We start from the raw sequence: 24329 nt of genomic DNA, 5'->3' as shown, positions 1-24329 counted from the left end.
GAAGAGCGATAGAATGATGAAAGTATTCGACTATTCGTTCCAGTACGAAAACACGACGACAGGACGCGTGAACCTGTGGCTTGCGCACCCGCCGGAGACGGACCGTCAGACGGTGCTCGCCGAAGAACGCGCCGAGGCGGAAACGTACAGCGATGAGATCGGCAACCGCTTCAGCTATCATGAACTTGCGCCGGGGGAGAAGGTGGAGGCCTCCTACACCGTCGGACTGGAGACGGTGGCAGGAAAGCAGGCGTCCCTCACGGCAGAGGAACGGGAGCGTTACACCAGATCGACCGCGATGATTCCGGTGAATGAAGAAATCCGCCGTATGGCCGGAGATCTGACGGCAGAGGCAGAGAACGACCGGGAGAAGGGGCGGTTGTTGTTCCTCCATCTCGTTGCGGATTATACATACAAGTTCCCCGTCCGCGCACGCGGGGTGGAGCATTTCCTCAAGGAGAAAAAGGGCGACTGCGGAGAATATTCGTTTCTCTACGCCTCCCTCTGCCGGGCACTCGGGATTCCGTGCAGGGTCATGGTCGGGGCGTTCGCGATGGGGAAGCACCACGCACACGTATGGAATGAACTCTACGTAGAGGGCGAGGGGTGGATTCCGGTCGATACCAGCATGGCTTACACGGTGAAAAAGCAACTGTGGCGCTTCTTTTTCACATCGATCCGGACACTGAAGTGGCGGCGGTACTTCGGGGAAACCGAGAACCAGCGGATCGTCTTCTCCATCGACACCGAGCATGAGCCGGTGCCTTCGTATCCGGAGGAGGACTTGGAAGGGCGGCCGTATGAGACGTTCCCGCTTGCCGACAAGGATTTCACCTGGGGCAAAAGCGCGCTGCACGGGCGCATTCCTTACTTCCAGCCGATGTATTTTCACTATGAAGCGGATCGTCCGTATAAATGGAAGCGGACGGAGGAAGCGCTCGGTTCGTGGCGTGTCAAAGAAGGATCCACCGGCCGGGGCTTTCTTGCGACGAGGACGATCGCCGGCTACCTTGCACTCTTCCTTGCCTTTATCTATTTTCTCACTTCGTGGGAGATTGCGAGCATCCTGTTTCCGTTCCCGGCGTTTCTGTATTGTTTGAGCTTTTGTGTACGCAAGGAGCGCACGGTGTTCTTCTCGCTTGCGTCGAGCTTCTTCGGGGCGGTTTCAATCCTCGTGATGCTCGGATTTTTAGCGGAATATGTATGAAGGAAGAGGAGCCATTACCCGGCTCCTCTCCTTAGTTTGGGGGAAAGCCGATAACGACGGACAGCGGTATGGCCTACACGTTTTACAGAGGAAGCTATTGGAGAAACGGAAGACATAGAGGGGTGGGAAATGGAGGGTCAGGCGTCGGTCGTTTTGGAAGTGACGCTTGTGGACCATAGTGGAAGGTTTGTCTACCGAATCGGATTGACACCTTTTCGCACGGAACAAAAAGAGGGATAATGGGTGCTGTAAGAAAGTTCCTGAAAAAGGAGTGGTCGCTGTGCTGTTGGAAACAGAGAAGTTCGAGTGCAGGTCGGAAACGGAGCGTTTGGTCATCCGGCCGTTGGAGGAAGAGGATTACGGGAACTGGCTGGATGGGTTTGAGAGCCGGGGCGCATCGAAGCATGTCCATGACCCGGGGAGGCTCGACATGCGCGAATGTACGAGAGAATGGTTCAGCCGATTGGTAGAGAAACATCAGGAGCTGGCACGGACGGATAGGGCGTTTGTTTTCGCTGTGTTCCGAAAAGCCGACGGTGCGCATCTTGGCATGGTCGATTTCTCTACGCTTGCAAGAGACTCCTTCCAATGGGGGCGGATCGGTTACACGATACATAATCAGTATTGGCGGAACGGCTGCGGCGGGGAAGCGGTGAAGGAAGCGCTCCGGATCGCCTTCCGCCGGTTGGATTTCCACCGGATCGAAGCCCACATAAACCTGGACAATGCCGCATCTGTGAAGCTTGCCGAGAGCTGCGGCATGGAGTATGAGTGCATCCGCAAAGGATTCCTCTATGAAAACGATGCGTGGACGGATCACCTCGTCTACTATAAAAATGCCGAAAGTCCTATGTAGGGGCGATCGGCATGAATTATCTTTGGAAGCTGAATACCGCAAGCATTTTCGCCGCTCTCCTCGCACTGATTCCTCTTGAGCTGATGCTTAACGTCTACCGGATCAGCCGGTTGACGGGATGGGGGTTGGACCGGACGGTGCTGGTCCTTGGTGTGGCCATGGGTGTGACCGTGCTTGCCGGAACGGTTCTTCTCTACTGGTTCATGAGGAAGCGGATGGAGAGAAGGAAGGCAAATGTGTGGACGGCTCTCACTTGGATTCCCTATTTCGTGCTGTTCGCCTATCTGTTTTCGGTTTCGTTCCCGATTACGGACCCGGGGGAGGCGCCGAACCCTGGGATGGGCTTCTTCGTCATCGGCGGGCTGCTTGGCTATCCTTTTTACCTGTTGATCCTGAATGTGATCGTGCTGTTGACGGGGGAAGGCGTACAGAAGAAAGAGGGACTCCCAGATTAATAGGGAATCTTGAGGTATGTGTAAGAATTATAGTTGGAGAGAGAGCGGGCAGAGGGACATGGGACGCTTTCCGTGGGGCGGCCGGTGAGCCTCCTCAGAGCTGTGAAATGCCCCCTGAATATTGGACAATATTCAGGGGGCATTTCTATGAATAAATGGAGTAAAGAAGAAAAGTTAAGCATTGTGTTGAGATATCAAAACGAAAACATCAGTATACGAGGACTTTTCGAAGAACTCGATATCGATAATTCTTCGTTACGATATTGGGTCAAATTGTTTGAGTATCATGGGAATGAAGCTTTTCACTTTCCCTATACAAACTACCCTCCTGCCTTTAAACTGAAGGTAATTAACTATATTCAGGAAACAGGAGCCTCCATACGTGAAGCTTCCGCTCTCTTTCACATTCCAGACTTCTCTATGGTTCGCCGATGGATCGTGAAGTGGAAACAGGGCGGCCTGGCGGCCTTGGGTCCTGTACAGGAGGATCAACTACTTATGGCTAAGGACAAATCCAATAAACCGTCTCGTTCTTTCAAATCCATAGAAGAAGAAATAGAATACCTACGCATGGAGAACGCTTATCTAAAAAAATTAAATGCCTTAGTCGAAGAGGAAACCAAGAACCAACCGAAAGGCAAAAAGCCCAAACGGTCTTCGAACTAAGGCACGCCTTCCCTGTATATAAACTCGTCAAGGTAGCTGGTATCCCCCGTAGTACTTACTACTATCACGTGAAGCAGATGGGGAAAACAGATCCTGATCGTGAGCTGAAAGAAAAGATCACGGAAATCTTCCATCAGTCTGATAGGAAATACGGGTATCGTCGGGTTCAAAATCAGTTGGAGAATGAAGGTATTCATGTGAATCATAAAAAAGTTTACCGCCTGATGAAAGAGTTAGGCCTTCGATGCCAAGTTCGCATGAAGAAATACCATTCTTATAAAGGGAAAGTCGGTGAAGTAGCCGATAATCTCTTGAATAGGGAATTTACAGCTTCGAAACCGAATCAGAAATGGGTAACGGATATTACGGAGTTTAAATTGTTTGGTGAAAAACTCTATCTTTCTCCCATTCTGGACTTATTTAATGGTGAAATCATTACGTATACGATCGGATTGCGCCCTACGTACGCCTTGGTAGCGGAAATGTTGGAGAACGGCCTTCAGCGTTTGAACACGAAAGACGAATTAATGATGCATTCCGACCAGGGATGGCATTATCAAATGCGTCCCTATCGAGAACGCCTTCAAGAAGCAGGCATCACCCAAAGTATGTCTGGAAAAGGGAACTGTCACGATAATGCCGTGATAGAAAACTTCTTCGGCATCATGAAATCAGAGCTTTTATACTACAAAGAATTTGAAAGTATCGAGCACTTCAAAGAGCAACTGGCAGCATTTATGGATAATTATAATCATCAAAGAATTAAGTCGAAACTCCGCATGAGTCCGATTCAATTTCGTGAGAAATTTAATAAAGCGTCATAAAAAACATTGTCCAAGTTCATGGGTTCATTTCACTGTGCTCTTCCGGGGTCTCACCTGTTCCTCTAATCCCGCCGGAGTCTGCCCATGTCCCTCCGCCCTGTGCTGAAATTTCCCTTAGCTAATTACATAGTTTCTGAGTAAAAAGGAAGGACTCCCCGAATAACAGGGAGTCCTTCCTTTTTATAAAAGCGACAATCCATAGGTCAGGACGCAGACGACGGCTAGCAGGGCAAGGCTGTATTTCAGCGTCATTCGGAACAGGTTGGATTCCTGACCGGTCTCTTTGACGGCAGCGGTCGCGATGGCGATCGACTGTGGGGAAATCAGCTTCGCCATGACGCCGCCTGCGGTATTCGCGGCAAGCAGGAGGCCGGGATCGGTCATGATTTGTCCGGCGGTGACGACCTGGAGGTTGCCGAACAGGGCGTTGTTGCTGACGACGGATCCGGTGATGAAGACGCCGATCCAGCCGAGGACGGGGCTCACGAACGGGAAGAAGCCGCCGGTCTCCGCTAAGGCGAGCCCGATGGAGGAGCTCAGTCCTGCGAAGTTCGAGACGTTGGCGAATCCCATGACGAAGCAGATCGTCAGCACAGGAAGCCACAGTTCACGGATCGTCCGTTTCAATGCCTGCATTCCTTCAGGGAGCGTGATCGTCTTACTCGTCCAGCCGGTGACAAGGACGGCGGCCAGTATCGCCGTTCCGGTCGCAGCGACTAGGTCGAGTTGGAAGACGGCAGCAAGGGCGCTCGTTTCCGGAACGATCGGTGGAGCTTGCAGGATTTCCTCGTGAAGAAAAGGAATCTCGAGGCTCCGCGTCGTTGCAGCAAGCGGTCCGCCTTTTTCAAACAGGCTTTGGAACGCAGGCAGGCTCCAGAGCGTGATTGCCGCGGTCAAAATGTAGAATGGGGACCATGCCCGGATGATGTCGCCGATCCGGTAGGTCGTGCCGGTATCGACGGCGGGAGCGCCTTCTTCGCGGTGGATCGTCTTCGGCTGCCATTTTCTCAAGAACAACGCAAGTCCGGCCATGCTGGCGAGAGCGGCGAGAATGTTCGCAAGCTCCGGTCCAAGGAAGAGGATCGTGAAGAGCTGGACACCGGTATAAAGTCCGCTCACGACGAACAGGGCGGGCAGCGTTTCCTTGATGCCCTTGAATCCGCTCAAAAGGAAAACGAGCAGGAACGGGATGGCAAAGGAAATCAACGGCAATATGTAAGCGAGCATCCGGGACAGCTCCATCGTCTCGAGGTTCCCCATCTGGGCACCGACGATGACGGGAATTCCGATGGCGCCGAAGGCACCGGATGCGGCGTTGGCGACCAGACAGAGCGCGGCTGCTTTCAGCGGCCGGAACCCGAGCTCGACGAGCAGGGCGGCACTGATCGCAATCGGTACGCCGAATCCGGCGGCTCCTTCGAGAAAGGCATTGAAGCTGAAGCCGATCAACAGGAGCTGGAGCCGCTGGTCTTCCGAGATGCTCGCGATGCTTGCGCGGATGATGGTGAACTTCCCGGTGTCGACGGCGATTTTATACAGCCAGACGGCCATGATGACGATATAGCCGATCGGCCACAAGCCCTTCGCTATGCCGGCAATGGCGGATGCGACCGCGTTGGAAACGGGCATATCGAAGAAAACGACCGACAGAATAATGCTGAGGGCAAGCGTCAGGAACGCCGCAAGCACGCCCTTCATTTTGAAAATCGTCAATGCGAGAAAGAAGAAAAGGATCGGGAGAGCGGCGACGAGCGCGCTCACCCATGTGTTTCCGAACGGATCGTACTGTTGTAACCACATGACAGAAGCCTTCTTTCTTTATGGTCTCGTTGCCGCCTTGAAATGTTCGCCGAGGATTGCTTTCAGGACGCCGGCGCTGTGGTGAAGCTGTTTCTGTTCGGTTTCGTTCAGGTTCAGTTCAACGACGTTTCGGATACCGGTCCGGTTCACGACGGCAGGTACACCGATGTAGACGTCCTCCAGGCCGTATTCTCCGGCAAGCGGGGCGCTGACGGTAAGGATGCTGTTCTCATTGTTCAGGATCGCTTTCGTAATCCGCGCCAGTCCCATCGCGATGCCGTAGTAGGTCGCACCTTTTTTCTCGATGATCTGGTACGCCGCGTCACGGACGTTGAGGAAAATCTCCTCCAGGTCTTTTTTATGGTAACGGGGATCGCGTTCGACCCACTCCATCACAGGCACGCCGCCGATCGTCGCATGGCTCCAGACCGGAAGCTCGGTGTCGCCGTGTTCGCCGATGATGTTGGCGTGGACGTTCTGCGGGGTGACGTCGAAATATTCGCCCAAGAGATAACGGAACCGGCCGGAATCGAGGATCGTTCCGCTGCCGATCACGCGGTTCTGCGGCAGGCCGCTGAACTTCCAGGTCGCATACGTAAGAATGTCGACCGGGTTTGTCGCAACGAGGAAGATGCCGTCAAAGCCGCTCGCCATCACATCATCGACGATCGATTGGAAGATAGCGAGATTCTTCTTCACCAAATCGAGCCGCGTCTCGCCGGGCTTCTGGTTCGCTCCGGCACAGATGCAGACGATATCGGCATCCTTACAATCCGCATACGTGCCGTACCACGTCTTCGTCGGATTCGGCGCGAACACTTTTCCGTGGTTCAAGTCCATCGCATCACCCATCGCCTTGTCTTCGTTCAAATCAATGATCACGAATTCCTCTGCAATCGCCTGGTTCAGCATCGCAAAAGCGTAACTGCTTCCGACTGATCCTGCTCCGATCAAAGCTACCCGGTTCACGTTTTCTCTTGTCATTATGGATTCCTCCCGTATGGTTGTGTTTGTTTGTGAATCATTTCACAATTATAGTATGCAATAGATTTTGAATGATGACAATGGGTATTTGTGAAGTTTTTCACAAGCGAGGGTGAGTTGTCATATTTTGGTCACAAATGAAGTAGAAGGCGGCATACTATCAGCTGCGATTTGCCCATCAAAGGGGAAAGAAGCCGATGATTCCATGTTGAACCATCGGCAGGAGTTTTCTTATTCAGTTTCCACCATCAATAATATCCGACAGGAATGTGTAAATATTCGGCGGGTGCTCCGCTATCCGGTGAACGACATAGAGGTACCACTCCGTACCGTACGTCGTATAGACTTTCGTGCGTATCTTCTCTTCTCGGAGCGCGTTCAGCAAGTCATGGCGGACACCATCGAGCATCTCGACTTCCACGTTCGGTTGATGGAGGAGCCCTTTCGATTTCAGGGCAAAGAGAAGGTTCTCATCATGCGTGGCGATCGACAGCGGATGGTCGCGCTCGACGCAGGCAGCCGCAAATTCGATATACCGCTCATTCAGCGCTTTAGATCTTGGAATATGGATGTCATCCGGCTCTTCGTACGCCCCTTTTACCAAGCGGATTCTGCCGGGGTATTGCAAAAGTTCCTGTAAATCGCCCGCGGAACGCTTCAATTGAAGCTGCAGAGTGATGCCCACATTGGAAAAGGATGCCGCAATCTTTTTGTACAGGGAGAGGATGGCGTCTGTCTTCTGCGATTCCTCCATACTGATCATGAGCTGGATATCGTTCTTGCCGGCTTCTTTCGCTAACCTTTCTAAATGAGTGAAGGCCATCTCGTCGGAAATCATCATTCCGATATGCGAAAGATCGAAGGATACGGTTGCTTGCAAGTCATGGCTTCCGAGGTCCTTGATCAGTTCGCTGAATTCCTGTACAGCAGATTTACATGCCTCTTCGGAGGTCGTATTCTCCCCGATGAATTCTATCGAAGCTTCATGCCCGGCCTGAAAGGTCTGTTTGACGCGTGTGATGTCATCGGGGCGGGTTTCTCCGGCTACGAAGCGCTGCGCCCCTTTGACAAGCAGAGGATACAGTTCTTTGGAGTTCTGGATATAGGCTTTTACATGCTGGTCTCTGGCGATGGATTTGAGACTTTTGGAGAAACGGATCGCTTCTGTGTGCATAGAGGAATCCCTACTTTCTATATAAATTATCTCTGGTCATTGGTCATGGAGAAAAATATCCCGATACTGGCCGGGCGTCAGTCCGATAAACTCCTTGAAGAAGTTGCTGAAATGACTTTGGTCGATAAAGCCTGTCTCCATGGCGGCATCGAGTGGTTTGGCGCCCTGTTCCAGACGTTTCTTCGCTTCGCTGATTCGTACCGTCTGTAAATAACGGTACGGCGTGATCCTGAGGGTGCGGGTAAACGAGCGCAGGAGCGAGTATTTATTCATGCCGGCGATCCGGGCCAGGTCCTCCAGATTCACCGGCTCTGCGTAGTGAGTCTCCAAGTAGCTGCAGACCTGTTGGATCTCCTGCTTCGTCGCTTTATTGTCCGTATGCTCCCGGGTGGTCGTATATTCTTCAATCAGCTGCTGAAGAAGGAAATAAAACGTTTCTTCTTTTTCAAAATCCGCGATTTCATCCATGATCATCTGATGAAGGGTATGAAGCAGCTTGGCATGGCGGCTGCCATAAGATACAGGCGACGTGAAGGAAGGGAGATAGTCCCTGCCTGTTATCTCTTCTGCCACCTTGCGCATGACGTCAGGCTCGATGTTCAGACAACGGTAATCGAGCGTTTCGTTGTCTACGGACTCACAGGCGTGATTATCCAGCGGATTGAAAAAGATCAGGTCGCCCGTACCGATGACATACTCTTTGTTCTTACAGGACAATCGTCTCTGCCCGCTTTCGATGAACCCGATCACGTAATAGTCGTGGAAGTGATTCGGGAATTTCTGCATGATTCCTTCGAAGCGGTATGCTTCTATCTGAAGGTCCGCATCATAATGGACCGTTCGCTCTTCTTTCATGACACCCACCGTCCTTGCTTGTTCTGTTGGTCAGTTTATCACACCCAACCTCCAGGCTCTTGCAATATATTGACTGGAAAAACATACTAATATAAAAATGTATGCAGTCGAGATAAATCCAGAAAATGAAGTAGTGTGGGATAGAGAACAACGATCCTGAGCACCATCCCATCTTCTACATAGCATGTTGCACATTACGGCCCCTTCTTCTATCAACGGAAAGGTGCTCGAGCACATGGCCCGAGTCGTTTGTTTAGATTATTTACTAAATATTGGGTAGAATCATCCTACAGAACAAGTACGTTGACCAATCGTTTAGGAGGAATTACCAATGGATGCATCGATCGACCACCTCATAAAAAGTATGACCCTCGAAGAAAAAGCAGGCTTCTTGAGCGGCCGCGACTTCTGGAACTTGAAAGGCCTCGAACGTCTGGATATCCCGTCCGTGATGGTGACGGACGGTCCGCACGGTCTCCGGAAACAGGCGCAGGGAGCGGACCATCTGGGCTTGAATGCCAGCGTGCCGGCCACCTGTTTCCCGTCGGCAGCAGGACTTGCTAGTACGTGGGATCAGGATTTGATACGCCGCGTCGGCGAAGCGCTCGGGGAAGAGGCGAAGACGGAGGAGGTCGCCGTGCTGCTCGGGCCGGGGACGAATATCAAGCGGTCTCCGTTGTGCGGGCGAAATTTCGAATACTTTTCGGAAGACCCTTATTTGTCGTCGATGATGGCAGCGAGTCATATCGAAGGGGTGCAGAGCAAAGGAATCGGTACCTCCCTGAAGCACTTCGCTGCGAACAACCAGGAGCACCGGCGGATGTCGGTCGATGCGAGAGTCGATGAGCGGACGCTCCGTGAAATCTATCTGGCGAGCTTCGAGCATGCCGTGAAACAGGCGGCGCCTTGGACGGTGATGTGCTCTTATAACCAAGTAAACGGGGAGTACGCATCGGAAAGCTACCGGCTGCTGACAGAAATTCTCCGCAACGAGTGGGGCTGGAACGGCGTCGTCGTCTCTGACTGGGGCGCTGTCAACGAGCGCGTCGACGGGCTTAATGCCGGTATGGATCTCGAGATGCCGGGGACGAACGGCATTCACGACAGAGAAATCGTCGAAGCGGTCAAGAAGGGCGATTTGACGGAAGCGACGATCGACACCGCGGTCGGCCGTGTCCTCGGGTTGATCCAGAAGGCGGTAAAGAATCAGCAGCAAACCTCTTATGATAAAGAAGCCCACCACCGGCTTGCCCGCGAAGCAGCGGCTGAGGGGATGGTCCTTTTGAAAAATGAAGGACGTATCCTTCCTCTAGATAAAAAAGCCTCGGTCGCGCTGATCGGCTCGTTTGTGAAGCAGCCGCGCATTCAGGGAGGTGGCAGCTCGCACATTAACCCGACGAAAGTCGATGATGTGGTGGAAGAAGTGAAGAAGACGACCGGCACCGACAGGGTCACCTATGCGGAAGGCTATCCGCTTGAGAACGATGCCGTCGATGAAGCGATGATCGAAGAAGCATGCACGACGGCAGCGGCCGCCGATGTCGCTGTCCTTTTCGCCGGGCTGCCGGACCGGTATGAGTCGGAAGGGTATGACAGGAAGCACCTTGAGCTGCCGGAGAATCACCGTGCGTTGATCGAGCGGGTGGCGGCGGTCCAGCCGAACGTCATCGTCGTGCTCAGTAACGGGGCGCCGGTAGAAATGCCGTGGCTTGACGAGGTGCCGGCTGTCCTTGAGGGCTATCTCGGCGGGCAGGCGTTCGGCGGCGCGGTCGCCGATCTGTTGTTCGGGGAGAAGAGTCCGAGTGGAAAGCTTGCCGAGACGTTCCCGGTCCGACTCGTCGATAATCCTTCTTATTTGAACTTCCCGGGGGAAGGGGATATCGTCGAATATAAAGAAGGCCTCTTCGTCGGTTACCGGCACTATGATGCGAAACAGACCGAGCCGCTGTTTCCATTTGGCCATGGTCTCAGCTACAGCACGTTCGAATACAGCAACCTCACGATCGATTCGTACGAGATCGACGATACGGAAGAAATAGAAGTGCGTGTCGATGTGATGAACACGGGCACGGTCGAAGCGAAAGAGACGGTCCAGCTGTACGTCCGCGATACAGAAAGCAGCGTGATCCGTCCGGAGAAAGAGCTGAAAGGCTTCGCCAAAGTAAGCCTCGAGCCGCAGGAAGTGAAGACGATCTCCTTCACCCTCGACCGGCGCTCGTTCGCTTACTACAACGTCGAGCTCGGCGACTGGCAGGTGGAGACGGGGGACTTCGATATCCTGATCGGCAAGTCGTCGAAGGACATCGTGCTCAAGGATACGATCCACGTCCGATCGACCACCGTGATTTCGATGCCGATCCACCGCAACACGCTCGTCGGTGATCTGTTGAAGAACCCGAATACAGCCCCTGTCATGAAGGAATTCCTCGCTGAAAACAACCCGTTCGGCGGGATGGAAACCGAAGACGGCGAAATGGATGCCATGATGGACGCGATGATGGCAAACCTGCCGCTGCGCGCACTGGTCAATTTCAGCATGGGTGCCTTTACAGAGAAACATCTGCAAGAGCTGATTGGCAGCCTTTCCCGGCGTATATAAGGAACAGAACCTGGACGAATGGCGTCCAGGTTCTTTTTTTCTGCCAAGCGGACTATTTGCTTTATAATGGAAAAGTGGTACCATTAGTACCAGGTACTAAAAACTATGTGTGAGGTGGATGTAATGGGAAAGGCAAGAGTGACGGCGATTGGGACGTATGTGCCGGAGAAGAGGCTGACGAACCCAGATTTGGAGCAGATGGTCGATACGAGTGACGAGTGGATCGTCAAGAGGACCGGAATCAAGGAACGCCGGATCGGCCGTCCGGATGAGCAGACGAGTGATTTGTGCATCGCTGCGGTCGAGGATCTGATGCACCGATATGACAAACAGGTGGAAGATGTGGATATGATTCTCGTAGCGACAAGTACGCCTGATTTTCCGTTTCCATCCGTCGCAAGCATCATTCAAAATAAATTAGGAATCAAAGCGTCCGGAGCGATGGACTTGAGCGCGGCGTGTGCCGGATTCGTGTCCGCCCTGCATACCGCTCACGGCTTCGTCGCCTCCGGGCTTCATAAGAAAGTATTGGTCATCGGAGCGGACAGCCTGTCGAAGATCACGGACTATACCGACCGCAATACGTGTGTACTGTTCGGTGACGGCGCAGGCGCTGTGCTGGTGGAAGCGGATGCGGAATCCGACAGCTTCCTTGGCGCGTATGTGGGCAGTGACGGAAGTGCGGCCCAGCACGTCTATCGTCTTGGATTATCATCGAATGTGAACGACATCGAGCTTCAGGATACGCCGTATCTTGTTCAGAACGGCCGGGAAGTGTTCCGCTGGGTCGTCCGTAATATTCCGAAGACGATCACGACGCTGCTGGAGCGTGCGGAAATGCAGATGAAAGAAGTCGACTGGTTCGTTCCGCACAGTGCGAATTTGCGTTTGATCGAGCCGATCAGCGAGAAGCTGGACTACTCGATGGATCAGACGCTGTACAGCCTGGAGAACTTCGGAAACACGTCGGCGGCATCCATTCCTTTGGCGTTCGATCTCGGTATTCGGGAAGGCAGAGTCCAGAACGGGGACCGCGTGCTTCTATACGGTTTCGGATCCGGCCTTGTCCATGCGGGCCAGCTTTTAGAGTGGAATCCGGACGAGCAGGTCAACGAACCGAAGCCGCTGTAAGTGTTCGTGTTTCCCTTTTCCTCATTCCGGATATATACCTTTAAGCAATGCAAAAAGGAGGATCTGGAAAGATGAAAACATTCGAACATGCGTTAAAGCATAAAGTCGGACTCGGAACGGCTCCGCTCGGGAATATGTTCCGCGAAGTGTCCGAGGAAGAAGCGAGAGAAACGATCCAAACCGCCTGGGATGAGGGTGTCCGTTATTTCGATACGGCACCGTTTTACGGCGCAGGCCTTGCGGAGATGCGTCTCGGCGAGGTGCTGTCCAAGTATGACCGCGACGATTATTTGATCAGTACGAAGGTCGGCCGGTACGTGCTGGAGGAAGAAGAAGAGGACAAGGAAGGCTTGTTCCAGTACGCCCGTAACAATAAAGTCGTGACCGATTACTCGGCTGATGCGACACGGCGCTCGATCGAACAGAGCCTCGATCGTCTGAAGACCGACCGCCTCGACTTCGTGTTCGTCCATGACGTCTCTCCGGATTTCCACGGCGACGACTGGATTGCGAAGTTCGAAGAGGCGCGGACCGGTGCGTTCCGTGTCTTGTCTGAACTCCGGGAACAGGGCGTCATCCGCTCGTGGGGTCTCGGCGTGAACACGACCGAACCGATTGAAATCGCGATGGAGCTGGAGGAAAACAAGCCGGACTTATGTCTGTCTGCGACCCAGTACACGCTGCTGCAGCACGACCGCGCCCTCGAGCGCATGATGAAGACCGCGGAAGAAAACGGCGTCGGCATCGTCGTCGGTGGACCGTACAACTCCGGTGTGCTGCTCGGCGGCGATCACTTCAACTACGAGAAGGCGGGAGCCGACATCATCGGCCGCGTTAATCAGCTGAAGGAGATCGGCGACAAGCACGGCGTCCCGTTGAAAGCGGCTGCGCTCCAGTTCTCGACGGCGCACCCTGCTGTGAAGTCCGTCATTCCGGGATCGACGCGTCCGGACCGGATCAAAGAGGATATCGCCATGATCCAGAAGGAGATCCCTCAAGCGTTCTGGGAAGAGCTCGTGGAGAAAGGCTTCGTTTCAGAAAAAGCACCGTTACCGAAATAAACAGGAAAGCCTGCCGAAGAATGTCCTTCGGCAGGCTTTTTTTGTATGGGGAGCCCGGCTCTCTGTTATTTCTTTCTCTTGGCAAGGCCGGCTGCTTGGAATGGGCCGAGCAGCGACAGCCGGGCGATGTAGACCGAGATCTCCTCCGGTGATTCCTTCGTTCCCGTTTCCAGCCACTCCTGGATCACCCCGAGATGAGCGGATACGAGATAGGAGAGCAGGTAATCGTACGGTACCAGACGATCTTCCTCCTTCGCGGTCTGCAGCACCTCCCTGCCGACGTTCGTCTTCAAGTAATCTTTGAACGCGAGCTGGAAGGAAACGTCGCCGTTCGGACCGAGGACCGCATGCATGAACGCTGCATTATCCTTTATATAAGCCAAGAGGGATACGATGAAGGGGAGTGGTTTATTCGTTGCGAGGAAATGCTTCATCTCCTGGAGGTCCACTTTCTCCGCCACCGCTTCGATCTCCTCGAACACCTCTTTCTCACACTGCTCCAGGAGATCGAACTTATCCTGATAATGCAGGTAGAAGGTACCCCGGTTGATCGCCGCTCTCGTCGTAATGTCCCGTACGGAGACGGCATGGAACCCTTTTTCCCCGATAAGCTCAGCAAGTGCTTCCCTAATCAGCTTCTTCGTCCGGATGACGCGTCGGTCATGGGTCATCATCTTTGTCCCCCTTTTTTTCATATAATCGACACTACATTGGAAAACTGTTGATTATACGGCAGTTGTGCCTGGGATTGTTCATTGTAATCTACTTCCAGCTTATTATAATGGAGGTAGAAGGTGTTTATCAACACAGTGTTCATTAATTCGCTTATCAAAAAGAGGAGGATGTCACGATGAAAGCTCAGGTACTAATTGTAGGTGCGGGTCCGACGGGCCTCGCGCTCGCTCATAGTCTCGTAAAGCTCGGAGTTCCCTTCCGGATCATTGATCAAAATAAAGGACCGGGGGAGGCTTCCCGTGCGCTCGTCATCCACGCCCGGATCCTTGAACATTACGCGCAGCTCGGTCTTGCCGAGCAGATCGTCGAGCGGGGGCTCCCGATGTCATCCCTTCGATTCTGGGAGGGGAAAGAAGAGAAGGCGAAGCTGGAATTCCCGAATTTAGGAAAGGGAGTGAGCCCGTTCCCTTACGTTCTCAACCTTCCTCAGGATGAGCATGAAGAAATTCTGGTGAAGGAACTGCAGCGAGCCGGAGTGGAAGTGGAATGGGAGACATCGTTATCGGCCTTCACGGATCACGGGGACCGGATCGACGTCCGCCTTGAGAAAAAGGGGGAAGAGGAGAGGACGTCTGTTTCCTACCTGGTCGGATGTGACGGCGCTCACAGCACCGTCCGGAAGGGGCTCGGGTTGGGTTTTCCCGGCGGCACGTATGAACAGCTCTTCTTCGTAGCGGATGTGGAAGCGGATATCGATGTCGCACCTGGAAGTATGAATATCTTCGTGGAAGACAATAAGCTGCTTCTGTTCATGCCTGTCCGGGAGGAAGGGGCGTACCGTGTAATCGGAATGGCGCCGCCCGAGTTGACCGGTGTGGAAGACCTTTCTTATGCCGATGTGAGCGGTTATGTGGAAGAGAAAGTCGGCATCACAGCGACTAACGTCCACTGGTTCTCCACCTACCGCGTCCATCACCGGGTCAGTGAGCAATTCCGGAAAGGGCGTGCCTTCATTGCCGGTGACGCCGGGCATATCCACAGCCCGGCAGGAGGCCAGGGGATGAATACAGGAATCGGCGATGCCGTCAATTTATCGTGGAAGCTTGCTGCTGTCCTGAAAGGCGAGGGAGACGACGCACTTCTCGATACGTACGAAACGGAGCGGATAGCCTTTGCGAGAAAACTGATCGCCTCAACGGATAAGGTCTTCCAGAACGTCGTCGGGGACAACAGGCGCGGCAGCTTCTTGCGGAACGTGTTCTTTCCGCATATGCTTCCCCTTCTGTTCGGCTTCTCCGGCATAAAGAAAAAAGCGTTCCGCATCGTTTCCCAGACAGAGATCAACTATAAACAAAGCAGCATCAGTCAAGGCACAGCCGGAAAAATCGAGGCAGGGGACAGGCTCCCCTGGATAGAGACAGCTGCCGGGGACAATTTCGCCCCGCTCGCATCCTTCGACTGGCAGATCCACATCTACGGCGAGGCGGAGCCGGCGCTCTCCGCCTTTGCAGAGAAGCATGCCCTGCCGATTCATGCCTTCCCTTGGCAGGCGGGGATGGAGAAGAAGGGATGGAAGCAGGATGCGCTCTACCTGATCCGGCCGGACGGGTATGTCGCCCTCGCCCTTCCAGAACAGGAAGTCGCCGCTTTCAATTCATATCTTAAGAAGCACAACATACTTTTCGATAAACGAAACAGAACCACATAAAATAGGAGATAGTTCAGGGGGCGGCTCCTGCGTCTGGTGAGCTGCCCATTTCCCTACACCCTCTTGCTCAAACAGCTTTGAACTCCCGCGCCGAGTCTACGTTCGACCGGCCTCTCACCCTGGTGATTTTTTGAAATATGGTTTTTGATGAGTTAAATGTAAAAAGTATTTGACATTCTTGCATTTACTGCTATGATAAGAAATGTAAAAAGAATTTTACATTTTAATGAGAGAGGGAGCTGGGAAATGGATTATGTTAAAATCGTGTATTCCGTCCTATTGTTAATCAGCGGAATTTTGATTTTCGTTGCACCAATGTTTCAAAGAGGTGATGAAAGAAGGAAGTTTATCCACACGAAAGCTCAATCCTATGCGTTCATCGTAGTTATAGGTGTGCTTATTTTAGAAGTGGCCCAGTCCCTTTACCTGACTATCGATGGGAATGCTTCTTATAATGGTAATGGGATTTCCCCCATAATGTTTCTAACTGTCATTTCCGTTATTTATTTAGTGACATTACTAATTTACAGAAAAAAATATGGTGATTAAATGCAAAATCACATTAGAGAATTAAGAAAATCGGTTAAGTTATCCCAGGAAGAACTGGCTAAACTCTGTAAAGTATCCAGACAAACGATCAATGCCATCGAAAATGATAAATACGACCCCACCTTGCAATTAGCATTTGACATAGCCTCTGTATTGAACACCACAGTAGATAAGCTTTTCATCAGCAGTTCGAATAGAAAGTGATAAATTCGACCTCCCATCGAGGTCTTTTTTTATGCACTTATTAACATTTAAAAAAAGTCCGGGATATGTGAACTATAACCCGAATAATGGACACTTATAAAAAAGTGCCCCGTTATTCGGGTTATTTCTGTTTCAAGGAAGGAAACCCGTTTATAATCAAAATAAATATATGAACGGAGTGTGACTATGAGTAAACATCTTTATTCAAATACGGAAATGAAACAATTAGAGGACAATCCGAATGTCGTAAAGGTATCGGAACGTTCTATCACATACCATCCTTTATTTAAGAAAGCTGCAATTCAGGAATATCAGAATGGAAACTTTCCATCTCAAATATTTGAAGAGCACGGATTTGATTTAGTAGTGATTGGGAAGGATCAACCCAGAAGATGCTTAAAGCGCTGGCGTAACACATTTGAAAAGTACGGAGAACTTGGTCTGGAGGGAGACCGTCGTGGAAAAGGAAGTAAAGGTCGACCTTCTTCAAAGAAGATGTCTGCGGAAGAAAAACTTGAGAAAGCGGAAGCTCGTATTAAGTACTTAGAGGCTGAAAATGATTTTTTAAAAAAGCTAGACAAACTCGAAAGGCAGGCGTTGAAGAAGAAACGAAAATAACTCCATCAGAAGTCTATCAGCTTATTTATGAAACAATCCATAATTACTCCTTAAGGAGTATGGTCTCTTATTTATGTGAATTCACAGGAGTAAGTCGAAGTGGATATTATGCGTGGATAAATAGTGATTCCAAAAGACAAGTGAAAAATCAGAAAGACGAAAAGGATATACAAATTATTCAAGTTATCTTCTCACAAAACCATGAGAAAGTAGGAGCTCTGCAAATTAAGTTGATTCTCGAAAATGATTATGGGGTCATCATGAATCATAAAAAAATTCGAAGATTAATGAAGAAATTTGATCTTTCGGCAAAGATCAGACAGGCTAAACCATACAAACAAATGTTGAAAGCCACTCAAGAGCATCGTACGTGCCCAAACCATCTTAACCGAGAGTTCACACAACTAGAACCCGGAAAAGTCTTTTTGACTGATATCACTTACACGTATTTTGGGAAAGGTCAAAAAGCATATCTTTCTTGCGTGAAAGATAGTACAACAAAGGAAATTGTAGCTCACCATATATCTACTTCCCTAGGGATGGATATTGTTTACCGAACGTTAGAGAAACTTCAAGACACCGTAAGATCTTTCCATCCAGAAGCAATGATTCATTCGGATCAAGGGTTTCATTACACTCACCCCAAATTCCAATCTAGAGTGAGAGAAGCTGGCCTTCGTCAGTCCATGTCCCGAAAAGGTAACTGTTGGGATAATGCACCTATGGAATCATTTTTTGGTCATTTAAAGGATATGGTGGATCACCAATCATGTGAAAGCCTAAGCCAACTTAAAGAAGAAATTAGCCAGTATATAGCAAAATATAATAATAAAAGATATCAGTGGAATTTAAATAAGATGACCCCGGTGCAATACCGAGATCATCTCCTAGCCGCCTAAGGTTCTTTTTATAAACTGTCCGAATTATAGGTTACAGTTCAATGCTCCCGGACTTTTTCTTATTCCTGTTCCTTGATATATTCCTGAACGACCTCATACACATACTCCTGGTTCGATGCTGCCGTGTCCGGGTTGTACGCTCCGCCGTTCGTCTTGTTGTTGGACAGGATGCGGATGCCGAGGAACGGTACATCATAGGCGCCGGCGATCTGTGCCGCTGCCGCCCCTTCCATCTCCTCGACAGAAGAGCCGAAGTTCTCGTGGAACCACTGGATGCGGTCGACTTCATTGTTCCAGACGTCGGCTGATCCGATCGTTCCTTCGACGACTTTGCCGTCTTCATACGTATCCTTCACGGCGTTCGCCGCTTTCAGAAGACCCTCGTCCCCTTCGAAATAGCGGACCTTCTCCGCGTCTTCATCCTCGCCCGCGCTTCCTTCGGAGGCAAGCAGGTCCATCGGAATCCACTCGGTCGGCTCGATGCCTTCTTCGTCTTCCAAATGGCCCGTTTTCAGAGAACCGAGGTTGACCGTTCGTTTCCCGAGGACGATATCAAAGACGTTCAACTCCGGATCGTGCCCGCCGGATGTCCCCTGGTTGATGATCGCGGCTGGATCGAACTTTTCAATGGCGATCGCCGTCGCTGCTGCGGTGTTTTCCATTCCTTTGCCTGTCTTCATGACGATGACCGGATAATCATCGACCGTTCCTTTATAAAATACGAAGCTGCCGGATGTTTCCTCTTCGACGTCCTTCAGACGAGCGGCGAATTCCTCCGCCTCGATCGGCATCGGTCCCTGGATGAGGATCGGCTGCTGCGGATCGGCTTCCTCCGCCTCTGCCTTCGTCGTGTCGGTTTGGGTGTTACAGCCGGCAAGCATGGATAATACGATAAGTAAAAGTGCGATCGTTCGGATTGTGGCTGTCTTCTTCATCTGTCTCTCTCCTTCGATGTTTGGTTTTCCATAAGGGCCGCGGCATAAAAAAAAGCGCCCGGGACCAGCAGATCAGCTGCTGTCTCAGACGCCAAGTCAAAAATGTACAATTGGATGGAAAAGCCGTTCCAATCAGGAAACCCGTGACATTCTCAACTCGTAGTCCGGTTCTTTCGATGGGAACCGGGTAGAGACGCTCAGACCATATCACTGAGAATATACGAGTACCTTATGGAATTGATTACGGTGTTCACTATACCAGATAGGTTTCCGTTCCACAACCGTAAAAAGCGAACATTTTTATTTATATAAAAAAATAAAGTTCGGTTTTAAGGTCAATATTTGCCGTATTCTGTCGCTGTCAGCGTCGTCGATCCGAAAATGGCGAGTGAAGGGTCCTGGTCGAGCTTACGGATCGTCAAATAGTACGTGACGTTCCGCTCCCGGGGCTGCAGCGTATCGACGTACAGGAGCGGGACCGGCTGGGCGAACCCCTCCCGGCCGCCGGCGATTTCGACCGCGTTGCTGTAGACGATGCTTGCAGGATCGAAATAATTTTTGTAAAGGCTGACGACGATGCCGCACGCTTCTTCTGATGTATTGGTGACGGGGATGAGCCCGTTCAAGGAAACGGGGTTCCCGGTCGTCCCGGCATGGAGCGACACTTTCGAGATCGCCCGGTCTTCTTCGAACAGGATCGGCAGGCCGGAGAACGCCTGATTGTCGAAGTTGAACTGGACGAACCGTTTATGATGGACACTGTTCTTCTGGTTGAAGACAGGGTTGAAGTTCGGCAGGTAACTGCTCGAGACGGTTTTCTTATGGGAATGGTCTTTCATGGCTGTAGGCAGCTCCTTTCTTCATGGATTCCAAGAGTCCGCGAGAAGCCTCTTTATGCATGATATGTAAAAAGGCGGAATGTGGAATATGCGTGATGGAAAACGTGGGTGTTGGGTTGGAGAGGTCGGGCTCCGGGGAATGGGACGCTTTCCGCGGGGCGGCCGGTGAGCCTCCACATCGCGTCGCTCTTCCGGGGTCTCACCTGTTCCGCTAATCCCGCCGGAGTCTGCCCATTCCCCTCCGCCCTATGCGGTAATTATATCCCCTCTGTTTTATGCTCCATCAACCGGCTGCAGCGGATGGAGAGAGAAATAAACATACCGAAAGGAGGACATGCTTCCCGTCTTCCCTACAGAGACCGCGTGTCATAACCATGTTTCCTTGTGAATATAGTCCTTGAATAAGGGGAGAGCTTGGATACATAACGGCCGATCAGCAGAGGAGGGGGGCACATCGATGGCAACATGCACGCATTGCGGAAAGGCGCTCAAGGACGGGGAGAACTTTTGTACAGGATGTGGGAATAAGCGGGCCTCGCGCGTTTCCGGGAAACGGAAGACGGCACCGCTTTCGAAGAAGCAGAAGCTGACGTTCCTGATCGGAGGAGCGGCGATCGTGCTGCTTGTCGCCGGGCATTTCATCGTGACACAGCTGCTTGACCCGGTCACGAAGATCAAGGCGATGGACCGGGCGGTGACGGAGGAGGATGCGGAAGGTTTTCTTGATGAGCTTGAGGTGAAGAAGGACGCCTGGCTGAAGGAAGAGGAGTACCTGCGCTACATCAAGACGAGCGATTGGGAGACGATTCGTGAGCGGCTGACCGGAGCTGTCCACGCGGAGCAGGAATTCGATCGGATCGTGCGCGATGATTACGGCAATCCGTTTTTTATCGTGAAGAAGAAACCGTTCCTTTTCTATGACAGGTTCGAGTTCGAAGCGGTGCCGACGACGGTTCATGTGACGACAGAGCTCTCCGATACGTCCTTTGAGGTCGAGAACGAGACGTACGATTTCAAAGATCCGGTCGAGAGCGAGACGCTCGCGTCCGCCTATCCGGGGACGTATGAGATAAAAGGAAAAGCGGACGGTGATTACGGGGGTTGGAAGGAGACGTGGGTGCTCGATATTTTTTCCGGGGAGAACGGCTACGATTTCTATGCGGACTTCCTCTATTCCACCTACGGCATCGATACGAACAAGCCGGAAGCCGTCCTTTTCGTGAACGGAAAGAGTACGAAGAAGACGCTCGCCGAAGTCGGGGAGATCGGGCCGGTTCCTGAGGATGCGAAGCTTGAGCTGCACGCCGAATGGAAGAGCGCAGACGGCAGGGTGGAGAAGTCCGAGGTCGTCCGTCCGGGAGACGTCTCGTTCGGTGCGCTCCCGTTCCTGTTCGGCATGGAGGAGGAAGATGCCTTCCTTGAGGAGGAACAAGCGCCGGTGGAAGCCGCGGCTCCCGGGGGCGGGGAAGAACAGGCGGCTGAATTCGTGGAAGCATTCCGGACGGCGTATGAAGAAGCGTTGAACACACGCGACTACAGCCGGATTGAACCCTTTTTGAAAGAGGGAAGCATTGCAGCCTCTGATTTGAAAAGCTTCATGGCCGGGCTTGAAGAGGACGGCTCATCCTATGAGTTCCTCACGAATGAAGTGTCGGCGATCGATGCCCGGGATGAGGACACCTTTTTCCTGACGACAAGGGAGACGTTCGTCTTCCACGGAGCGGACGGTGCGAGCGTCGACTATGACCGGAAGAAGGAGTACCGGATCGTTCTTGTCGACGGCACGTTCGCGATCGAGGAAATCACCATCCGGGACACCGATAGAAACTGATTCTTTTCATGCGGCACCAGAGAACAACCAAATAGATGGAAAGGGATGATTCTATGTACTGTCAACAATGCGGCACGACAATCGAGGCCGATGCGAATTTCTGTGGAGGCTGTGGTCTGCCCGCTTCCAGCGTGGAAGGGGAGACGGTCGTGCGCAGAGCGGCGCTTCCGGTTCCGGTCGGTGGTCCCTATACGAACCGGGCGGCCCGGACAGGGAGCTCGTTCGTCACCTTCGCCCGCGATGCGCTGAAAGGCCCGTGGCAGGCGAGCAGGGCGACAGGGGAAAACCAGCTCCTTGAAGGCGTCCTCACGCTCGTTGCAATCGCCCTTCTGATGCCTTTGTATTCCTACTTCGTCGCACGGGAAGCGGCCGGAGGATTCGGAGGATTCGTCAAGGTCCCGTTCGGCGCCACCGTCCTGGAGCCGTTTCTTTACATGCTCTTGTTCCTCGCCGTCTACGCCGGTATCAATGTCGGCGTCGCCAAACTGATGCATAACGACGTCAGCTTCAAGAACGTCCTGGCCCGCTACGGTGCACTCGCCATCATCCCGGGCTGCGGTCTTGTTCTTGCCAACTTCCTGCAGCTGATCTCGCTGAACTTCGTCGGCGCTCTCGTCTATCTCGTCACACTCGTCGCGTTCCTGCTCGCAAGCGTCACTCTTGTTTTCTCCATCGATGCGGACAGGGAAACCGAAGGCGGCCTCGACAGTTTCTACGGACTGCTGATCACGAGCGTCGTCATGATGCTGTTCTTCTTCCTCGTCGGCATGAGCCTCGTCGACCGGATGGTGAACCAGATGCCGTTTTTGTGGTAAAAGCGCTACAGAAAAACCCAGGATATAAAAAGTCCAGGTGCAGAAATGGGAATTACTGCACCTGGACTTTTTTACTGGAATACGTGGTTGCCGACTGGATTTCCTCCTCCTGTTGAGTCAATGCCTGATTTTATGAGACCATTTCACTGGAACCGGCTTGGAGGTGACAGGAAATGGACAATGGACGGAGACTTACTCTATCCATCCTCTTATCGATCGTATTAACGACTATTTTAGTAAATGCAGTAGAAAATACTACGGTTCTATCCGTGGGAACAGCTGTCATTATCTTCTTCTCCCTGTGGGTATTCAACAGGAAAAGATGGAAGGGAAACAGCAGGAAATAAGAACGAAAACGCGCCATACCTTAAGCGGGGACTGGTGCGTTTCTTCTTTCATTACCATTTTTATGAAACTGATGGCCGTAGGTATTCGTACATATAAGAAGACACACAAACGGAGGTTTTTTCAATGTGGAAAAAAATGATCGCCCTTGCTGTGGTACTGCTGCTGTTTGTCGGCTGTTCATCCGATCCGTCTGCAGGAGAAGATACAGAAGAGAAGCCGACGACGAAAGAAAAGGTGACAGAGATGCTGGAGAGAATGTTCTCCGGACCGGATGAAGCATTAACGAAGCTTTTTGATCAGAGTGATCACGAAGGCCTCATGAACTATTACGAGGAGCAGTTCAGCGGATACATGACCGATGAGCGGATGGAAGATGCGATGAATACCAACCTGTTTACAAGCTTTCACCAAAAAGCTTATAGCAATGATGTAAAGATGGATATAAAGAAACTGGACGTGGAAGAGAGTGGGGATGCGGACGGTGCGTATGATTTTGATATCCAGATCAACATCAGTAATGGGGAGACGGCAGGTATTAAGGGAAGAGTGAATACGGACGAAGAGGGGAATGTCACCCGGGTGCATTTCAGCGACGGCCAACCCCTGCTCCATGCCTTCGATAAACCGGAAGAAATAGAAGAAGGCCTTTACCGGTACGATTCATCTATGGCGGAGGCCGTCGCAGGTGACGAAGCTTACCAGCCGATGTATCCGACGATCATGCCTTATGAAGTGGACGGCGTACAAGTCGATTCGGAGAGCAAACAGCAGGAAGAGAACCTGACCTTCACCTTTTATGGTGAAAAGGGAGAAGAGCTGGAACTGACAACCGTCAAGGACGGCGAAATTGCTTATGAAGAAGCAGAGATGGAAGAAGCGGTGGTCGGTGATCAGACGGCTCGTTATGCAGGTAAGGAAGGCGGAGAGCAGCGGCTGATCTGGACGAATGGATCGATTACGTATGAGTGGAAAGGGAAGGTTGAGGGGATGTCGAAGGAAGACTTGATTAAGATGGCAGAGTCTTTCGAGTAATGAAGGAGCATCATCAGTAAAGGAGTTTTTTTAGTGCGTGCAAAACTTGTTAAGTCTTCCATAGCTGCCGGCTTTCTTACCTTTGTGCTCTGCCTCGTCATTTTCTTCGCAGCAGACTCTCCCTCTCCCTATATAGGTGCCCTCGTTACAGGCTTTCTCATTTTTGAAATAGTCTTCTATCATTTCTTTGGCAGAGACAGGGAGAAGCAACGGTTGAGGTAAGGGCAACTATATGTTTTGGGGGCTGGCATTTTATACGCTGGA

23 protein-coding genes and 1 riboswitch are annotated in these 24329 nt (G+C 51.8%); of the genes, 16 read left to right on the top strand and 7 right to left on the bottom strand.

Translation table 11 applies throughout. From position 1 onward, the window contains the following. Window positions 1-13 precede the first annotated feature (13 nt). The 4 genes from QRD89_RS16045 to QRD89_RS16030 all read left to right on the top strand — a co-directional run bounded on the left by QRD89_RS16045 (window position 14) and on the right by QRD89_RS16030 (window position 4008). Window positions 14-1207: a transglutaminase-like domain-containing protein gene (locus QRD89_RS16045; RefSeq protein ID WP_286095745.1), complete on the top strand. Its 1194-nt coding sequence runs from the start codon at window positions 14-16 to the stop codon at window positions 1205-1207. A gap of 280 nt (window positions 1208-1487) precedes the next feature. Then, complete coding sequence (locus QRD89_RS16040; RefSeq protein ID WP_286095744.1) at window positions 1488-2063, top strand: GNAT family N-acetyltransferase; 576 nt, start codon at window positions 1488-1490, stop codon at window positions 2061-2063. A gap of 11 nt (window positions 2064-2074) precedes the next feature. Then, a complete protein-coding gene (locus QRD89_RS16035) occupies window positions 2075-2518 on the top strand; it encodes a hypothetical protein (RefSeq protein WP_286095741.1) in 444 nt (147 codons plus the stop codon). Window positions 2519-2665: 147 nt separating this feature from the next. Continuing rightward, window positions 2666-4008 (top strand): IS3 family transposase gene (locus QRD89_RS16030; RefSeq protein ID WP_286095740.1). Its coding sequence is split into 2 segments (ribosomal slippage): window positions 2666-3136 and window positions 3139-4008, totalling 1341 coding nucleotides; the frame shifts between segments, so codons are not numbered across the junction. Window positions 4009-4188: 180 nt separating this feature from the next. On the opposite strand, the gene QRD89_RS16025 is transcribed toward QRD89_RS16030, so the two are convergent. From QRD89_RS16025 to QRD89_RS16010, 4 genes are all read right to left on the bottom strand, one after another. Next, window positions 4189-5808, bottom strand: a complete 1620-nt coding sequence (locus QRD89_RS16025) for an L-lactate permease (protein WP_286095739.1) — start codon at window positions 5806-5808, stop codon at window positions 4189-4191. A gap of 18 nt (window positions 5809-5826) precedes the next feature. Next, on the bottom strand, window positions 5827-6792 hold the full coding sequence (locus tag QRD89_RS16020) for an L-lactate dehydrogenase (protein ID WP_286095738.1): 966 nt from the start codon (window positions 6790-6792) through the stop codon (window positions 5827-5829). Window positions 6793-7027: 235 nt separating this feature from the next. Further along, a complete protein-coding gene (locus tag QRD89_RS16015; RefSeq protein ID WP_286095737.1) occupies window positions 7028-7966 on the bottom strand; it encodes a proline dehydrogenase family protein in 939 nt (312 codons plus the stop codon). Window positions 7967-8002: 36 nt separating this feature from the next. After that, window positions 8003-8821: an AraC family ligand binding domain-containing protein gene (locus QRD89_RS16010; RefSeq protein WP_286095736.1), complete on the bottom strand. Its 819-nt coding sequence runs from the start codon at window positions 8819-8821 to the stop codon at window positions 8003-8005. A 331-nt stretch (window positions 8822-9152) separates the two neighbouring features. On the opposite strand from QRD89_RS16010, the gene QRD89_RS16005 reads away from it, so the two are divergent. The 3 genes from QRD89_RS16005 to QRD89_RS15995 all read left to right on the top strand — a co-directional run bounded on the left by QRD89_RS16005 (window position 9153) and on the right by QRD89_RS15995 (window position 13612). Next, complete coding sequence (locus QRD89_RS16005) at window positions 9153-11420, top strand: glycoside hydrolase family 3 C-terminal domain-containing protein (protein WP_286095735.1); 2268 nt, start codon at window positions 9153-9155, stop codon at window positions 11418-11420. Between the two features lie 123 nt (window positions 11421-11543). After that, complete coding sequence (locus QRD89_RS16000) at window positions 11544-12551, top strand: ketoacyl-ACP synthase III (RefSeq protein ID WP_026578012.1); 1008 nt, start codon at window positions 11544-11546, stop codon at window positions 12549-12551. A 71-nt stretch (window positions 12552-12622) separates the two neighbouring features. After that, window positions 12623-13612 carry an aldo/keto reductase gene (locus QRD89_RS15995; RefSeq protein ID WP_286095734.1) on the top strand — a complete coding sequence of 330 codons (990 nt, stop codon included), beginning with the start codon at window positions 12623-12625 and terminating at the stop codon, window positions 13610-13612. 65 nt (window positions 13613-13677) lie between these two features. Here QRD89_RS15995 and QRD89_RS15990 read toward each other — a convergent pair whose 3' ends face one another. After that, on the bottom strand, window positions 13678-14283 hold the full coding sequence (locus QRD89_RS15990) for a TetR/AcrR family transcriptional regulator (protein ID WP_286096892.1): 606 nt from the start codon (window positions 14281-14283) through the stop codon (window positions 13678-13680). Window positions 14284-14462: 179 nt separating this feature from the next. On the opposite strand from QRD89_RS15990, the gene QRD89_RS15985 reads away from it, so the two are divergent. From QRD89_RS15985 to QRD89_RS15970, 4 genes are all read left to right on the top strand, one after another. Further along, window positions 14463-15995 carry an FAD-dependent monooxygenase gene (locus QRD89_RS15985; protein ID WP_286095733.1) on the top strand — a complete coding sequence of 511 codons (1533 nt, stop codon included), beginning with the start codon at window positions 14463-14465 and terminating at the stop codon, window positions 15993-15995. Between the two features lie 246 nt (window positions 15996-16241). Beyond that, window positions 16242-16544, top strand: a complete 303-nt coding sequence (locus QRD89_RS15980) for a hypothetical protein (protein ID WP_026578016.1) — start codon at window positions 16242-16244, stop codon at window positions 16542-16544. After that, window positions 16545-16748 (top strand): helix-turn-helix transcriptional regulator, encoded by a 204-nt coding sequence (locus QRD89_RS15975; protein WP_026578017.1) that lies wholly within the window; start codon window positions 16545-16547, stop codon window positions 16746-16748. 186 nt (window positions 16749-16934) lie between these two features. Beyond that, window positions 16935-18265 (top strand): IS3 family transposase gene (locus tag QRD89_RS15970; RefSeq protein WP_286095523.1). Its coding sequence is split into 2 segments (ribosomal slippage): window positions 16935-17307 and window positions 17307-18265, totalling 1332 coding nucleotides; the frame shifts between segments, so codons are not numbered across the junction. 59 nt (window positions 18266-18324) lie between these two features. Here QRD89_RS15970 and QRD89_RS15965 read toward each other — a convergent pair. After that, window positions 18325-19200: a 5'-methylthioadenosine/S-adenosylhomocysteine nucleosidase gene (locus tag QRD89_RS15965; RefSeq protein WP_008637788.1), complete on the bottom strand. Its 876-nt coding sequence runs from the start codon at window positions 19198-19200 to the stop codon at window positions 18325-18327. 140 nt (window positions 19201-19340) lie between these two features. Beyond that, window positions 19341-19444: riboswitch (purine riboswitch) on the bottom strand. Between the two features lie 91 nt (window positions 19445-19535). Continuing rightward, window positions 19536-20039, bottom strand: coding sequence for a hypothetical protein (locus tag QRD89_RS15960; RefSeq protein ID WP_008637787.1), 504 nt, complete (start codon window positions 20037-20039; stop codon window positions 19536-19538). A 457-nt stretch (window positions 20040-20496) separates the two neighbouring features. On the opposite strand from QRD89_RS15960, the gene QRD89_RS15955 reads away from it, so the two are divergent. The 5 genes from QRD89_RS15955 (at window position 20497) to QRD89_RS15935 (ending at window position 24287) form a co-directional block, all read left to right on the top strand. Then, window positions 20497-21870 (top strand): TcaA NTF2-like domain-containing protein, encoded by a 1374-nt coding sequence (locus QRD89_RS15955; protein WP_286095731.1) that lies wholly within the window; start codon window positions 20497-20499, stop codon window positions 21868-21870. Between the two features lie 35 nt (window positions 21871-21905). Continuing rightward, window positions 21906-22685, top strand: coding sequence for a DUF6574 domain-containing protein (locus tag QRD89_RS19290; protein WP_502875591.1), 780 nt, complete (start codon window positions 21906-21908; stop codon window positions 22683-22685). A gap of 173 nt (window positions 22686-22858) precedes the next feature. Further along, a complete protein-coding gene (locus QRD89_RS15945; RefSeq protein WP_286095729.1) occupies window positions 22859-23032 on the top strand; it encodes a hypothetical protein in 174 nt (57 codons plus the stop codon). A gap of 124 nt (window positions 23033-23156) precedes the next feature. After that, the gene (locus tag QRD89_RS15940) at window positions 23157-24065 is read left to right on the top strand and encodes a DUF4367 domain-containing protein (RefSeq protein ID WP_286095728.1); all 909 of its coding nucleotides are present in this window, start codon (window positions 23157-23159) and stop codon (window positions 24063-24065) included. A 33-nt stretch (window positions 24066-24098) separates the two neighbouring features. Continuing rightward, window positions 24099-24287, top strand: coding sequence for a hypothetical protein (locus tag QRD89_RS15935; protein ID WP_062514657.1), 189 nt, complete (start codon window positions 24099-24101; stop codon window positions 24285-24287). Window positions 24288-24329 lie beyond the last annotated feature (42 nt).

It is taken from the genome of Halobacillus sp. ACCC02827 (genome assembly GCF_030291935.1).
Lineage (GTDB): Bacteria > Bacillota > Bacilli > Bacillales > Halobacillaceae > Halobacillus.
The sequence above is the reverse complement of the archived record's forward strand: the minus strand, read 5'-3'. Positions and strand labels throughout refer to the sequence as shown.